The organism is Bradyrhizobium sp. CCGUVB1N3, from assembly GCF_024199925.1.
Lineage (GTDB): Bacteria > Pseudomonadota > Alphaproteobacteria > Rhizobiales > Xanthobacteraceae > Bradyrhizobium.
In genome coordinates, this window is the sequence record NZ_JANADR010000001.1 from 9,415,332 (window position 1) to 9,430,791 (window position 15,460).

Annotated in this window: 11 protein-coding genes; 7 read left to right on the forward strand and 4 right to left on the reverse strand. The window is 65.9% G+C overall.

Annotated elements, in window-relative coordinates:
• Position 1 precedes the first annotated feature (1 nt).
• Complete coding sequence (locus tag NLM33_RS44380) at positions 2-1,651, forward strand: branched-chain amino acid ABC transporter permease (protein WP_254104951.1); 1,650 nt, start codon at positions 2-4, stop codon at positions 1,649-1,651.
• Positions 1,652-1,690: 39 nt separating this feature from the next.
• Positions 1,691-4,009: a LamG domain-containing protein gene (locus NLM33_RS44385; RefSeq protein WP_254104952.1), complete on the forward strand. Its 2,319-nt coding sequence runs from the start codon at positions 1,691-1,693 to the stop codon at positions 4,007-4,009.
• Positions 4,010-4,040: 31 nt separating this feature from the next.
• Here NLM33_RS44385 and NLM33_RS44390 read toward each other — a convergent pair whose 3' ends face one another.
• Positions 4,041-5,987: a hypothetical protein gene (locus NLM33_RS44390; RefSeq protein ID WP_254104953.1), complete on the reverse strand. Its 1,947-nt coding sequence runs from the start codon at positions 5,985-5,987 to the stop codon at positions 4,041-4,043.
• A gap of 117 nt (positions 5,988-6,104) precedes the next feature.
• Entirely contained in the window at positions 6,105-7,187 is a 1,083-nt protein-coding gene (locus tag NLM33_RS44395; protein ID WP_254104954.1) for a YbhN family protein, read from the reverse strand.
• A gap of 422 nt (positions 7,188-7,609) precedes the next feature.
• Here NLM33_RS44395 and NLM33_RS44400 point away from each other — a divergent pair, with 422 nt between their 5' ends.
• From NLM33_RS44400 to NLM33_RS44410, 3 genes are all read left to right on the forward strand, one after another.
• Entirely contained in the window at positions 7,610-8,116 is a 507-nt protein-coding gene (locus NLM33_RS44400; RefSeq protein WP_254104955.1) for a ferritin-like domain-containing protein, read from the forward strand.
• A 140-nt stretch (positions 8,117-8,256) separates the two neighbouring features.
• A complete protein-coding gene (locus tag NLM33_RS44405; RefSeq protein ID WP_254104956.1) occupies positions 8,257-9,657 on the forward strand; it encodes an MFS transporter in 1,401 nt (466 codons plus the stop codon).
• A gap of 119 nt (positions 9,658-9,776) precedes the next feature.
• Positions 9,777-12,176 (forward strand): EAL domain-containing protein, encoded by a 2,400-nt coding sequence (locus NLM33_RS44410; protein ID WP_254104957.1) that lies wholly within the window; start codon positions 9,777-9,779, stop codon positions 12,174-12,176.
• Positions 12,177-12,179: 3 nt separating this feature from the next.
• On the opposite strand, the gene NLM33_RS44415 is transcribed toward NLM33_RS44410, so the two are convergent.
• Positions 12,180-12,614, reverse strand: coding sequence for a hypothetical protein (locus NLM33_RS44415; RefSeq protein WP_254104958.1), 435 nt, complete (start codon positions 12,612-12,614; stop codon positions 12,180-12,182).
• A gap of 76 nt (positions 12,615-12,690) precedes the next feature.
• On the opposite strand from NLM33_RS44415, the gene NLM33_RS44420 reads away from it, so the two are divergent.
• Complete coding sequence (locus NLM33_RS44420; RefSeq protein WP_254104959.1) at positions 12,691-13,290, forward strand: hypothetical protein; 600 nt, start codon at positions 12,691-12,693, stop codon at positions 13,288-13,290.
• A gap of 87 nt (positions 13,291-13,377) precedes the next feature.
• A complete protein-coding gene (locus tag NLM33_RS44425; RefSeq protein ID WP_254104960.1) occupies positions 13,378-13,950 on the forward strand; it encodes a YdcF family protein in 573 nt (190 codons plus the stop codon).
• Between the two features lie 11 nt (positions 13,951-13,961).
• Here the strand turns inward: NLM33_RS44425 and NLM33_RS44430 are convergent, their stop codons facing one another.
• Positions 13,962-15,305: a PLP-dependent aminotransferase family protein gene (locus NLM33_RS44430; RefSeq protein WP_254104961.1), complete on the reverse strand. Its 1,344-nt coding sequence runs from the start codon at positions 15,303-15,305 to the stop codon at positions 13,962-13,964.
• Positions 15,306-15,460 lie beyond the last annotated feature (155 nt).

A 15,460-nucleotide genomic window follows, 5' to 3' on the forward strand; every position in this document is an offset into this window, starting at 1 on the left:
GATGACTGAAGCCGTCGAACAGGTCTGGATCGATCCGACCGACTGCCATTATCCGGAGTATCCGGCGCGTGAGGCGCCGACCAATGCTCATCTGTCGCACCAGGTCACCTGGAACGAGACGCGCGCCTTCAAGCCGCGCATGCATCCTGTCGGTCGCCTGCGCTACTACTACAAATGGCCTGGCCATGGCGGAAGGCTGTGGTGGCGCAAGCGCTATTGGCCGACGCGGCGGCGGTTCCTGCAAATCCGTGGCGAATACAATCCGAAGACGATGCGCCGGGAGAAGACCATCGTCGACAAGCGTCCGATCTGGTGGACGCTGGCGTTCATCGCACTCGTGCTCGCGCCGGCGATCGTGCCCGCCGCCGGCTGGAACACGGTGATGAGCGCGGCGGCCGTGTTCGGCATCTACTCGGCGATCAATTTGTGCTGGATGCTGATCATCGGCACCGCCGGCATCTTCTCGCTCGCGAGCTACGCCGTGGTGGGCGCCGCCGCCTATGGCACGACGTATCTGGCGATCCAGTTCGGATTACCCTTCTGGCTCCTGCCATTGCTCGGTGCGTTGATCGGGTTCGCCTTTGGCCTGATCATCGGCCTGCCGGCAATGCGGCTCGACGGCTTCTACTACGCACTCCTGACGCTGGGAGTCGTCGAGCTCTGCCGGGTTTACGTGGTGCAGTCGCGCGAGTTCGGCTCGGCGACCGGCGGCCTCTATGGCGCGCCTAGCTATCTGCCGGCCAGTCTTGGCCAGATGCCGCGATTGTTGTTCAGCTACTACGCGGCGCTGGCGCTGATGGTGTTCGCGCTGTTCGTCTACCGTTTCATCGACGGCAAGCGGCTCGGCCGCGTGCTGCGGATGGCGCCGGAAAAGCGCGAGGCCTTTGCGCAGGCTTGCGGCGTCGACTTCATCCGCGCGCGCATCATGGTGTTCTTGATCTCATCGACCGCGCTCGGCTTCATCGGCGGCTTCTACGCAACGCATTTCGGCGGCGCTTCGCCGAACCTGTTCTCCTTCGACACGGTGCTGCTGTCGCTCGCGATGCTGGTGATCGGCGGCATCGGCCGCTCGGAGGGCGCGGTCGCGGGCACCGCGATCGTGGTGTTCATCGATCGCGTGCTGATCGATCTCGGTCCGCTCCGCTACATGCTGATCGGGGCGATCATGCTGGGCGTGGTGCTGTTCCTGCGCGAGGGCCTGTTCGGCATCAAACGGCAGTTCCGCACCTGGCGGGACAAGAAGAAGAGCGAGCGCCGCGCCACGCGGGCGGAGAAAGGCGGAGAAATGTTGCCAGAAGAAGCCACCGAAACCGAGGACAAGGACCAGATCTTTTTCCGCCGCTTCGACAAGATGCAGCGCGACTTCCTGAAGCGGCTGGTGACCGACACCGTGATCGAGGAGCACCGCACCCGCCCGCTCGGGCAGCACAGCGAGGCGCTGGAGCGGCTGTTGATCTATTTCCGCAGGCAGGGCCAGGTCGACAAATACGCGATCATGGTGCTGGAGGAGTTCAAAGCCTACCGCATCGTGGCGCTGTCCGGTCATCGCGGCACGGCTCCGCGCGTGGTCGAGGACCGCAACTACGCAACACCCGACGAGGCCTATCACGCACTGTTCCTGCGGCGCGTCCAGGATCTCCTCGAAAGCTGACCTTCAACTCCGTTTCACTTCGCGAGACTCGTTTCGACCATGGCTGAGCAGAAAATCTTTGGGTACGCCGACAAGATCTCGGTCAAGCCCGGCGACGATATCGGACTTTACGTGCACGCCGACGGCACGACGACCGTCGAGGCGCAGCTCGTGCGGCTGATCCATGGCGACGCCCATCCCGCCGGCCCCGGCTATCGCGAAGAAGAGATCGACTGCGAGCTGAACGGCGCGTGGACCGTGCGCAAGCAGTACACCCAGGTGGGCGCGTTCCTGAACGTAGCGGACGCCGATCAGCGCCTGGCGCTCAACGGCAGCTTCACGCTCGCAACCTTCGTCTATCCGAACAGCCCCGGTGGCGGCAAACGGCAATGCCTGATGGGCCGCTGGGACGCCTTCGGCAATCGCGGTTATGGCTTGTGGCTCAATCCCGACGGGCTGCTCGAATTCGGCTATGGCGACGGCAGCGAGGTCGACTATCTCGACGGCGAGGTGCCGCTGCTCAAAAGCAACTGGTACTTTGTCGCCGCGACCTTCGACGCCACGACGGGCGTCGCGACGCTCTACCAGGAAGGCGTCTCCAACCGCTACAACAGCCTCTTGAGCAAGGTCGCCAATGTCGACTTCCGCTCCCATGTGCGCGAGACGCTGCGCTTCCGGCCGGTCAATCCGCCCGACGTTCCCTTCATCCTGGCGGGAGCACAGGACTTCCATACGCTGCGCGGACGTTTCGTCACCCAGTGCCTCAATGGCAAGCTCGACCGCCCCGCGGTGTTCGACCGCGTTCTGACGCGCGAGGAGCTTGATCAGTTCTGCCGCACAGGCATGGCGCCCGCGAGCGGACAGGTGGCATTCTGGGACACGACGGTCGGCTACACCGACAAGGGCATCGGCGACCGCGTAGTAGATACCGGCCCCTATACGCTACATGCCGAGGGCTATAACCGCCCGGTGCGCGGCCAGACCGGCTTCAACTGGAACGGCTGGGACGACTGCTACCGGCTGGCGCCGCAGCAATATGGCGGCGTCGAATTCCACGACGATGCGATCATCGACTGCAATTGGGAGCTGACGAAACGCTTCAGGATCCCGCCGCTGCGCAGCGGCGCCTACGCGTTCCGGCTGCGCGTCGGCGACGGCAAGGGCCTGCGCGAGGAGTACATCGTGTTCTTCGTCCGGCCGCAGCGGCCGACCGCGCCGATCGTGTTCCTGGTGCCGACCGGCAGCTATCTCGCCTATGCCAACGAGCATTTGAGCTTCGACGCCGAGATCATGCAGCCGCTCGCGGGACAATCGCCGATCGTGTCGCAGATCGACATCGAGCTCTACGAGACCCAGGAGTTCGGGCTCTCGCTCTACGACCATCACGGCGACGGGCAGGGAGTCTGCTACAGCACCTATCGGCGCCCGATCCTGAACATGCGGCCGAAGGCGCGGATGTCGTCGATGGGCGTCACCTGGCAGTTTCCGGCCGACCTCTCGATCATCGCCTGGCTCGAGCACAAGGGCTATGCCTACGATGTCGTCACGGAAGAGGATCTCCATCGCGAGGGCAAGGCGCTGCTCGATCCCTATCGCGTGGTGCTCAGCGGCACGCACCCGGAATATGTCTCCGAACCGATCCTCAACGCGATCGAGGACTACATCGCCGACGGCGGCCGTTTCGTCTATCTCGGCGGCAACGGCTATTACTGGAACATCGGCTATCACAAGGACGATCCCTGGTGCATCGAGGTCCGCAAGCTGAATTCGGGCATGCGGGCATGGCAGGCGCGGCCGGGCGAATATTATCTGGCGACCACCGGCCAGAAGAGCGGGCTCTGGAAGGATCTCGGCCGGCCGCCGCAAAAGGTGTTCGGCATCGGCTTCATCTCGGAAGGCTTCGACTCGGCGCGGCCGTTCCGGCGCATGCCGGATAGCTGGCATCGCCGCGCAGCCTGGATGTTCGACGGGATCGAGGGCGAGATCGTCGGTGATTTCGGCCTTGCCCACGGCGCGGCTGGCGGGCTCGAGATCGATCGCTACGACCGCGCACTGGGCACGCCGCCGCACACGCTGATCGTCGCCTCCTCCGGCGGCCACAGCGACAACTACCAGACCGTGGTCGAGGAGATCCTCTATCCCTATCCCGGGCTGTCGGGCTCGCATGACTACCGGGTGAGGGCTGACATGGTCTACTTCACGGCGCCGAACAACGGCGCGGTGTTCTCGACCGGCTCGATCGCCTTCAGCCAGTCGCTGCCCTACAACAATTTCGACAACAACGTCTCGCGGCTTCTGGACAACGTGCTGTCCGCCTTCAGCAAGGAAGGACGGCTGCCCGGCTCGGCCTGGACGGCGGAAGAGAAGCAGTGGCGGTGACGGTGGTCGGGCCCGACCTCGTGAGTGGAGCCTACTGGCGTACGCCTGGCAGCAGCGGCGCCAGCAGGCCGCGGGTGAAGCCGGGCGGTACGGCATCCAGTCCAAGAACGGTGCTTGCGGCCGGCAAGGCCGCGTCAGCCATCGCGGCGTGGCCTTCGGCGGATGGGTGCACGGCGCCGCCATAGACGGCGGAAAGCACGCCCCATGCGGCGTCGTGAATGTCGTTCGGCTGGCTCGCGGCGGGCAATCCTTGCGGATAGGTCATCGCGGCGAAATAGCTGTCATTGGCGTCGCGGATCCAGCGGGCGCGCGGCAGGTAGGCGCGATATTCGGAGGCGCCGCGGCCGCACAGCATCGGCTGGCTCGCGGCGGTGACGATGTCGGAGTTGAAGCTCTGGCCATTCTCGGCAAAGCAGGCGCGGTCGAATTCGGGGTCGGAGCCGGCATGCGCACAGAAACCGTGGTCGGCGAACAGACCCTGATGCGTATCGACGAAGGTCATGCGGTCGGATTCGGGATCACGGCACAGCGCGCCTTGCGTGCAGGTCGCGAGCCCCTTGAGCTGCGGCAGGAATTCGGTGTCGACATAGGTCGAGACGCGGGCGAGGCGTTGCGGATCGGCGTTGAAGGCGGGATGGATGTCGAAGCCGGCGCGGCCGCCGCGACAGGGCACGCCACCGTCTGCGAGCGCCGGATTGGCGTAGGAGACATAGACGACATGCGAAAGATCGCCGTCGACCAACGGCTTCAGCGCCTCGCGCAGCTTGACGAAATTCCTAGGCAGCTCGCGCGCAAGCGCATCGCGTGAATCGTCGACGCCAGCCATCACCCCGGAGCGCGTGAACAGCGCGCGTTCGGTCGCGGTGTCCACGATCACGTCGGCGACGAGGCCGGAGAAATAGACGTCGTTGGCGCCGATCGAGAGCAGCACGAGGTCGAGCTTGCGGTCCGACTGGCGTTTCTTGGCGGCAGTGAGCGCCTCGCGCAGCTCGGCCACTTGCGCATTGACGCTGGTCTGGCAGGTGCCGCTCTTGCCGGGCGGGCATTCGCGCGCGCGCTGCGAGCCGAGCAGTCCATCGCTGATGCTCGCGCCGGTGCAGGCGAGCGGCAGATAGGTCACGGCGATGTGGGGATAACGCACCGCGAGCGCGAGCGCGGTGCGGCTCTGGTAGCTGTAGAGCGAGCGATGGCAGGCGGCATTGAACCAGAGCGCGCCATAGCGCTGCCAGTTGGCGAGCGTGTCCGGCGCCTCGCAGGCCCGTCCGCCCTTGAAGCCGGCGCGGCTTGGCCGGTAGTACTGTCCGCCGGCAGTGCCGAGATAGGAGCGGAAGCAGAAACCGTCGTCGGACAGCGCGATGGGGCGGTCCGGATTGCCTTCGCCGGAGGCGATGCTGTCGCCAAGACCCGCAACGAAGATGTCGCGGACCTGGATCTCGGTCTGGATGCGTTGGGTCGGGTCGGAGCCGGAGGAGACGTCGACGGTCGCCACCGTCTGCCTGCCATAGCGGACGCGCAGGTTCACCGGCTCGGCGCAGTCGAAGGTCGAGGCCTGCGGCCCGTCGCCGTCATCGAACGACCAGGCGCAGACGGCTCCGACCGGCACGGCGCCGGTCAGGCGCACGGTGACCGGGTGGTCGACTGGCGTGATATAGTTCTCTTTCACGTTGTCGCGGGTGCAGGGCTGGTTGACCCGGCCCTGAAGGTCAATGCAGAGGCGGTTGACCATGTTGCGGGCCCAGCCGCGGCCCTCGCTCTGCATCTCCAGCGACTGCTCGGTGGCCAGGATGCTGCGGTTGCGAGCGTTCTCGACATGGAGCAGGAAGTCGCGCTCCTCGCGGAACAGGCGGAAGCGGTTGCGCACCTCCCAGGTGATCTGCAAGCTGCCATCCTGCGCGGCAGCGCGTTCAGGCGGCAGAGCGCCGAATACCCCGACAAGCAGGGCGCCGGCGAGGAAGGTGCGGAGGTCGGTTCGGATCATGGCCCGCGCTTTCAACGTCAAAGTTGAGGCGGAAATAAGAGAGGCTTCCTCGCCCGCCCTCGACGTCTGTCTGACCGGTTTAGCTCTTGCCGCAGGGTTTTGCCGCCGTCCAGCGGCTTAGCGCTTGCTGGCCTGTCGCAGCGACCGTTCGCGCTCCATCTGCGTCACCTGCTTGGGCAGGTTGGCCTGTGCGCAGGCCTCCGCCAGCCGCCGGCGTTCCTGCCACGGCTCCACGACGTTCATCCAGAGCTCGCGCGCTCCCATGATGGAGATGGCGAGGCCGAACGGGATCATGAAATAGAGGATGCGGAACACCAGGAGAGTCGCCAGGAGCTGCTCGCGGCCGAATTCGGGGAGCGCTACCAGCATGGCGGCGTCGAACACGCCGATGCTGCCGGGGGCGTGGCTGGCAAAGCCCAGCAGCGTCGCCAGGATGAACACCACAGCCAGCGACATGAAATCGATCGGCGGGGTGGACGGCACCAGGAGGTACATGGCCAGGGCGCAGAAGCCGAGGTCGACCACGCCGATCAGGATCTGCACGAGCGTCAGCGGCGCCGACGGCAGCACCACCTTCCAGCCCTTCTGGCCGAGCTCGCGGCGCTTCTCGCCCATCGACAGCCAGACCAGATAGGCGGCGATCGAGGCAAGGCCGCCGAGGGCGATCAGGCGGTTGATCGCCGAGGGGAGCTGATCCATGGCAGAGGCGGCATCGGGATGGATCGCCATGCCGATCGAGAGCACGAAGATGTTACCGAGCCAGAAGGTGAGGCCGGAGAGGAAGCAGATCTTTGCGACGTCGATCGCGTTCAGCCCATAATCCGAATAGATCCGGAAGCGGATCGCCCCACCGGTGAAGACGGTCGCGCCGATGTTGTGGCCGATCGAATAGGAGGTGAAGCTGGACAGCGCTGCGATGCGGTAGGGGACGTGTTTCTTGCCGATCGTTCGCAGTGCGAAGAAGTCGTAGAAGGTCAGCGTACAGAAGGCGAAGAAGACGCAGAGCGCCGCAAGGCCGATATTGCCGCGGGGAATCTCGGTTATCGCGGTCAGGATGACGCCGGTGTCGATGCCCTTGAGGGTGCGCACCAGCGTGGTGATCGCGAAGGCGATGATCATGACGCTCGCGGCAATGCCGAGCCGACGCCAGCCGATCCATCTCTTGAAGCCGCGTTTCAGCGCGGGCAGCACGTCCTGCATTCATCCTCCCGGCGGGGCACACTTAACCATAAAGCCTACCCAATCGAGCTGGGAGCCGATCGAGTGCGATCGTAGCCCGAAGGTTGGCACCGATCGCAAGGCATATCCTAGTTCCTTAAGGCAAAAACAGCGGTTTGTGCAGCCCTTGACAACGGAAGGTTCTGCGCTGGGACAGCCCTTTTTGTCATACGTCCTACACATTGCCGCGCGTTAAGGATTACGAGTCGCGGCATTGCCGTATCATTGCCCGCATTTTGCCAAACCGCGGCGCGGTTCGCCTTGTTCCAGCGCAAGGTTTTCGATCCTGTCGGAACGTCCCTCATGCGTGTCGGTTAGCGCCGCATCAGCAGCCGAACATGGCGCGATAGCGGCCTGCACGCAGGCAGGCGCCGCTCTGTTCCCGAAGTGCAAGGATTGAAATGATGGGACTGTTCACCAAGGACATCAAGACCATGAACGACCTGTTCGTGCATCAATTGCAGGACATCTATTACGCCGAGCGGCAGCTCACCAAGGCGCTGCCGAAAATGGCAAATAAGGCGACCGATCCGCAGTTGAAGCAGGGCTTTTTGACGCACCTGGATGAAACCAAGCAACACGTGAAGCGGCTGGAAGAGGTGTTCAAGATGCATGGCGTCGAGGTGAAGGCGATCGATTGCCCGGCGATCGACGGCATCATCAAGGAAGCCAACGACACCGCCGGCGAGGTCGCCGACAAGGCGGTGCTCGATGCGGCCCTCATCAACGCCGCGCAGGCCGCCGAGCACTACGAGATCGTCCGCTACGGCAGTCTGATCGCCTGGGCCAAGCAGCTCGGCCGCAACGACTGCGCGGCGGTGCTCGCCAAGACGCTCGAGGAAGAGAAGGCGACTGACAGGAAGCTGACCTCGATCGCCGAGACCAAGGTGAACCTGCGCGCGGCGAGCTAGGCCCCACCTCGCTCGAGGGAGCGCCGCGCGCAACGCGCGGCGCTTTCGTGACAGCGCTGCAATCATCATTCGTTCACTATCGAATCATGATGTGAGGCCGAGGGTGTAGTCTTCGCATGGGCTGCAATCGGGATGGCAGCATGCGGACCAATATCGCCAATACCAATATCGACTACCCGTCCTCGGGAAACGCACAGCGTTCGCGCCTTGCCACCTCGCTGACGCTCGCCGCGATGAGCCTCGGCTACGGCGTGGTGCAGCTGGACGTCACCATCGTCAACACCGCGCTGCATGCGATGGGCACCGCGCTTGGCGGCGGGGTGGCCGAACTGCAATGGGTGGTGAGCGCCTATACCATCGCCTTTGCCGCCTTCATCCTGACCGCGGGCGCGCTCGGCGATCGCATCGGCGCCAAGCGCGTGTTCATGGCGGGTTTCGCCCTCTTCACGGCGGCCTCGCTCGCCTGCGCGCTGTCGCCGAACGCCAGCGTCTTGATCGGCGCGCGGCTGATCCAGGGATTGGCGGCGGCGATCCTGGTGCCGAATTCGCTGGCGCTGCTCAACCACGCTTATCCGGACGAGAAGCAGCGCGGCCGCGCCGTCGCGGTCTGGGCCGCAGGCGCCAGCCTCGCCTTGACCGCAGGGCCGTTCGTCGGCGGCGGCCTGATCACGCTGATCGGCTGGCGGACGATCTTCCTGGTCAACCTGCCGATCGGGCTTGTCGGCCTCTGGCTGACCTGGCGCTACACCGACGAGACCACGCGTTCGCGTGCGCGCGAGATCGATCTGGCCGGCCAGTGCGCGGCGATCGGAGCACTGGGCGCGCTCGCCGGTGCGATCATCGAAGGCGGCGCGATCGGCTGGAGGCATCCTGCCGTGATCGCAGCCTTCGTCGCGGCCGCTGTGCTGGCCGTGCTGTTCGTCTGGCGCGAGCAGCGCACGGCGCAGCCGATGCTGCCGCTGTCGCTGTTTGGCAACCGCTTGTTCGCGCTGACCTCGGTCGTGGGCCTGCTCGTGAATGTCGCGATCTACGGCCTGATCTTCGTGCTCAGCCTCTACTTCCAGGAGGTCAACGGGCTGTCGGCCTGGTGGACCGGGCTTGCCTTCGTCCCGATGATGGGCGCGGTGCTGCCGGTGAATTTGCTGGCGCCGCGCGTTTCCGAGCGCATCGGAGCTTTCAGGACCATGATCGTGGGCGCGTGCGTCTCGGCGCTGGGCTGCCTCGGCATGCTCGGCATGGCTCCTGGCACGAGCTACTGGGCGATCGCCGTGCAGATGATCGCGATCAGCGGCGGCCTCGGCCTTTTGGTGCCGCCCCTGACATCGACGCTGCTCGGCAGCGTGGAGAAGGCCCGCTCGGGCATCGCGGCCGGTGTGCTCAATGCCACCCGGCAGACCGGCAGCGTGCTCGGCGTTGCGCTGTTCGGCTCGCTGGTTGCGGGGAGCTTCATGACCGGCCTGCACGCCTCGCTGATCATTGCGGCGGTGGTCCTGCTGCTGGCCGCGACGGCGATCTGGCGTAGCGCGCCAGCCGATGGTTAACCCCGAGTATGCTGCCTTGGGCTCACAGCTTTCGTTCACCATGCGCTGAACCAGCATGTAGCCGGTTACCTACTGTCCATCTCTCGCCTCTTTAGTGCAGGCGCCGAAAGGGGCCTGCCATGTACCAAGTTCTTTATTGCCTGACGGACGAGCATGATTGGGGTCTGGTCGCGCTGGGCGGCGCGGTCTGCCTGCTCGCCAGCGCAGCGGCCATCAGCCTGTTTCATCGGGCGCGCGCCACACATGGCTCTGCGCGTCTGGTCTGGCTTGCGCTCGATGCCATCGTCAGCGGCTGCGGCATCTGGGCGACGCATTTCATCGCGATGCTGGCTTACGGGCCGGGCGCCGGCGCTGCCTACAACGTTCCGGTGACGGTCCTGTCGCTGATCTTCGCGATCTCCGTGACCTTCGTGGGCCTGAGCATCGCGGTGTCCTCGACGCGCACGCTTTGGGTCCTCCTCGGCGGTGCTATCGTCGGCGGCGGCGTTGCGGCCATGCATTATACCGGCATGGCGGCGCTGGAGATGCCCGCGCGCATCGGCTGGGCGAGCGGCACGGTGGCGGCTTCGATCCTGTTCGGAATCGTGTTCGGTGCGGCCGCCATCCATGTCGCGGCGCGGCGCGACGACCTTCCGCACGCCGTGAACGCTACCGGCCTGCTCACGCTCGCCATCGTCTCGCATCACTTCACGGCGATGGGGGCCGTCGAGCTGACCCCGGATCCGACGCTCGCCATCAGCGGGCTGTCGATCGCGCCGGCGACGCTCTCCTTGCTCACCGCGAGCGCTGCGGCCGCCATCATCGCCATCGCGCTCGTCGCCGCCATCCTCGATCGCCGCGCCAAGGGCGAATTGGGGCGCCAGCAGGTCGTGCTCGACACCGCGCTCGAGAACATGTCGCAGGGGCTGTGCATGTTCGACCGTGACGGCAAGATCCTCCTGTTCAACGAGCGCTACGCCGCGATGTTGCGCAGGACCAACATGCAGCTCTCCGGCCGCCTGCTGCTCGACGTGCTGCGCGAAGAGCAGGCACGCGGTCTCTGGCAGGGTGATCCGGACCAGTTCTTCGCACAGCTTGTCGCCGACGCCCGCGACAGCCGCACCACGACCATGATCGTCAGCCGGTTCGGCCGTTCGATCCGTGTCGTCAACCAGCCGATGCAGGGCGGCGGCTGGGTCGCGACCTTCGAAGACATCACCGAATGGCTGGCGGCACAGGAGAAGATCTCTCACATGGCGCGCCACGACGCGCTGACCAATCTGCCGAACCGCGTGCTGTTCCACGAGCAGCTCGAGCAGGGCCTGCGCCACGCCAGGCCCGGCGACCAGCTCGCAGTGCTGTGCCTCGATCTCGATCACTTCAAGGACATCAACGATTCACTCGGGCATCCGATTGGTGACGCGCTGCTCAAGGAGGTCGGCCGCAGGCTGGCTGCCTGCGTTGGCGAGAAGGACACCGTGGCGCGGCTCGGCGGTGACGAGTTCGCCGTGGTCCAGCTCGGCAAGGAGGAGGAAGCGGCGGCTACCGCGCTCGCCGGACGCCTGGTCGAGGTGATCTCTGCGCCCTATCAGATCGCCGACCATCAGATCATCATTGGCGTCTCGATCGGCATCTCGCTGTCGCCGCAGGATGGCAGCAATCCGGACGAACTGTTGAAGAACGCCGACCTCGCGCTGTACCGCGCCAAGGCCGACGGTCGCGGCACCTATCGCTTCTTCGAGACGGGCATGGATGCCCGCGCGCAGGCGCGGCGGCTGCTCGAAATGGATATGCGGGCGGCGCTGGGCAGGCGCGAGTTCGAGCTCCACTATCAGCCGATCCGCGACGTCGCCAGGGACCGCGTCGTGGCCTTCGAGGCGCTGAGCCGATGGAATCACCCGCAACGCGGCCTGATCTCGCCGGCCGCCTTCATTCCGCTTGCGGAAGAGACCGGCCTGATCGTGCAACTCGGTGAGCAGGTGCTGCGCAACGCCTGCACCGATGCGGTCACTTGGCCCGAGGAGATCGGCGTCGCCGTCAACCTCTCGCCGGTGCAGTTCAAGAACCCGAACCTGGTTGCCTCGGTGACCGAGGCGCTGGCCGCCTCGGGGCTCGCCGCCGACCGCCTCGAGCTCGAGATCACTGAATCCGTGCTGCTCCAGAACAGCGAGGCGACGCTTGCGATCCTGCACGAGCTGCGCGCGCAGGGCGTGCGGATCTCGCTCGACGATTTCGGCACCGGCTATTCCTCGCTCAGCTACTTACGCAGCTTCCCCTTTGACAAGATCAAGATCGACCGCTCCTTCGTGTCCGAGCTCTCGACGCGCGAGGACTCGATGGCGATCGTCCGCGCCGTCACCGGCCTCGGGCGCAGCCTCGGGATCGCGACCACGGCCGAGGGCGTCGAGAACGATGCTCAGCTTGAGCTCTTGCGGCGCGAGGGCTGTACCCAGGCGCAAGGCTACCTGTTCAGCGCGCCGCGGCCGGCGTCCGAGGTTGCGATGATGCTGGCGAAGCCCCGCCTGCGCGCCTCTGCCTGAACGTCAGGCCTTGCGGAGCGCGAAATGCGCGCCGCAGAACGCCATCACCGCGCCGAGGCACAGTGCAGCGAGGCCTGCCAGCACGCCGGAGATGGTCGGGATCGGGCTTGGTGCGGCGGCCGCCTGTCCGGCGCCGGCGAGCAGCAGCACGCCGACCGCGATCAGGAACTGCCGCATCCTTTGCGGGATCTGACCCGAGACGGCGCTCTGCATCAGTGTCGCGGTGAAGTAGCCGCCGGAAAAGCCGACGGTGGCGATCAGCCACCACGCGATCGCCGCACCCGCCGGCATGAACTCACGCCTGTCCGAGCGCCAAAGCCCGCCGAGGTCGAGCCCGTAGCGCGCGCCCAGCATGTGCACCGCGAGCGCGAGCAGCACGCCCGCGATCATCGCGCCGCCGAGAATCAGGTGACGGGGAAAAAAGGTCGTCTCAGCCATGCCTGATTTGTAGGATGGGTGAGGGCGGTCGCGCAAGCCGATCAGGCCGCGCGCAGAGTTGATAAGGTCGATCGAGATGTCCGAGGTGCAGGAGGCCGCGCAAGTCACGAGCGAGCAAGGCACGAGCTACGCCTACAAGGCGTCGCTGATCGGCTCGGCGCACCGCTTCGGGCTGACGGATGAGGGCCTGTCGTGGCAGATCGCGGGCCGTGCCGGCCTGTGGCGCTATAGCGAGATCTCGGCGATCCGGCTGTCATACCGGCCGGTCTCGATGCAGCAGCACCGGTTTCGCGCCGATCTCCGCCATGCGGATGGCGGCCGCATCGCGATCCTGTCGACGACCTGGCAGACCGCGGCGCTGATGGCGGCGCAGGATCACGGTTTTCGCGATTTCATCGTCGCACTGCATGCACGCATGGCAAAGGCGGGTAGCCGCGCCAAGCTGACCGCGGGCCTCGGGCGCGCCGCCTACTCGGCAGCGCTCGCGCTTCTGGCAATGCTGGCGGTGGCGATGGCCGGGCTTCTCATCCGCGCGGTTGCGACCGGCGAATTCATCGGCGCGCTGTTCATCGTCGGCTTCGCCGCGCTGTTCACCTGGCAGATCGGCGGCTTCATCCGGCGCAACCAGCCGCGCAGCTACAGCTTTGATCGGCTACCCGAGGCGCTGCTGCCATAGGCACGGCTGCAACCGGCGGTCATCAAACGTGACTTCGCCGGAGCGCGCCCATGTCGCATCCTTGTCGTCATGGACCGCACCACGCGAATGCCGACGGCGGATGAGATCGCCGCAATCAATGCCACGCATCTGATCGAGACTCCGCTTCGGCCGGCCGACCTGCTGTTCCTGTTCGGTACCCGCGAGGATGTTGCGCTGCGCGCCGTCACCGCGGCGAGGCTCTGGCGGGACGGCTATTTCCGCTGGTCGATTGTCAGCGGCGGGGTGACGCCGGGCTCGGAGCAATCCGAGTGCAAGCTCATCAAGGCAGCGATGGTCGAAGCCGGCATTCCGGCCGGCCGCATCCTCGAAGAGCACCGGGCGATGAATACGGGGGAGAACGTCGTGTTCTCGCTGCCGGTCATCGATGCGGCGCTGGGGCTACAAAATGTTCGCAGCGTGATCTGCCTCGGCAATACCTGGACGGCGCGCCGCTACCCCATGACGCTTCACAGGCACTGGCCAGAGGCGACGAAAATGCTCGTGACCGTCGACAGTTTTGCGACGCCGCGCCGGCTCTGGCACACCGATGCCGAGTTTCGCCGCCGCATGCTGCACGAATGGGACAAGATCGCGCCGTACAAAGCGAAAGGCTTCATCGCGGACTGGCCGGAGGCGTGAGAGCCGGCGCGCTACTCCGTCGAGTCGAAATCCTCTTCCTTCGAGCGCAGCATCGCCGAGAGCGTGCGCAGGCCCGCGTCCAGCTGCTCGAAAGTCGGCGCGCCGAGCGCAAGGCGGACCGCGTTGGGGGCGTGACCGTTGGCGATCGCAAACGTTGTGGACGGCGTCAGCGCGATGTCGCGGCGGCCGGCGGCGGCGACCAGCGTCTGCGAGCGCCAATGCGGCGGCAGTGCGAGCCACAGATGATAGGACTTCGGGTCGGCCTGGATATCGAAGCCGGCAAGCCGTTGTGCCGCCAGATGCTGGCGCTTGCCCGCATCGATGCGTTTGAGGCGCGACAATTCGGCCGCGGTGCCGTCGGCCATCAGCCGCTGCCCGGCCGCGAAGGCATAGCCGGACGCGGTCCAGCCGCCCGAGCGCACCGAGGCGAGCACGCTTTCGCGCAAATGCGGCGGCGCGACGATGAAGCCGAGCGCGAGCCCCGGCGCGACCTTCTTCGACAGGCTGTCGAGCACAAGGCAGCGGTCCGGCGCGAGCGAGGCGAGGGGCGCCTCGTCGGTGAGGAAGCCGTAGACGGTGTCCTCGATGATCGGCAGGTCGAGCTTCTCGGCGACGCGCAGCACGTCGTTGCGGCGGGCGAGCGGCATCGTGATGCCGAGCGGGTTCTGCATCGTCGGCTGGAGATAGAGCGCGGCAAGATGCGCCTCGCGATGCGCCTTCTGGATCGCGTCCGGTCGCACGCCGTGCTCGTCCATCGCGAGCGGCACCAGCGCGATGCCGAGCCGCGCGGCGATGCCCTTGATGAAGGGGTAGGTCAGCGCCTCGACGCCGCAGCGTCCGCCCGCAGGCACGAGCGCGGCAAGCGCGGCGGCAATGCATTGCCGCCCGTTCGAGGTGAAGACGAGATGGTCGGCGTTCGGCGCCCAGCCCTTACGTGCCAGGAATGATGCGGAAATGCTCCGAGCTGCCTGCGTGCCGGTGCTGGTCGCAGGCCGCAGCGCAACCTCGAGCCCTTCGGGGCGCTCGAGACCGGCGAGGCTCTTTGCGATCATCGCCGATTGCTGCGGCAGGAGCGGATAGTTGAACTCGAAATCGATGCGCGCACCGCGCGGCTCGGCGGGAGCCGCGACGCCGCGCCGCGCCTCGCCGGAAATGAACGTGCCGCGGCCGACTTCGCCGACGACGAGGCCGCGGCGCAGCAGCTCCGTGTAAACCCGGCTCGCGGTCGAGACCGCAATGCCGCGCTCATAGGCGAAATTGCGCTGCGGCGGCAGGCGGTCGCCCGGCCTTAACGCCCCGTTAGTGATATCGGCGGCAATGGCATCGGCCAGCTTCACGTATTCGAACTTGGACATTATTGCACCGAGAGCAATGTTTTGCTTGCTCCGAGCATTGTAGTGGAGCATTTAAGTTCCATCAAGTTCCGCGATTGAGCCCCGGCTGCGCGAGCAATCCGAGGGCAATAAAGGAGCAGGCGCCGATCAGCGTCTGTGCCGGCGGCATCGCTTTC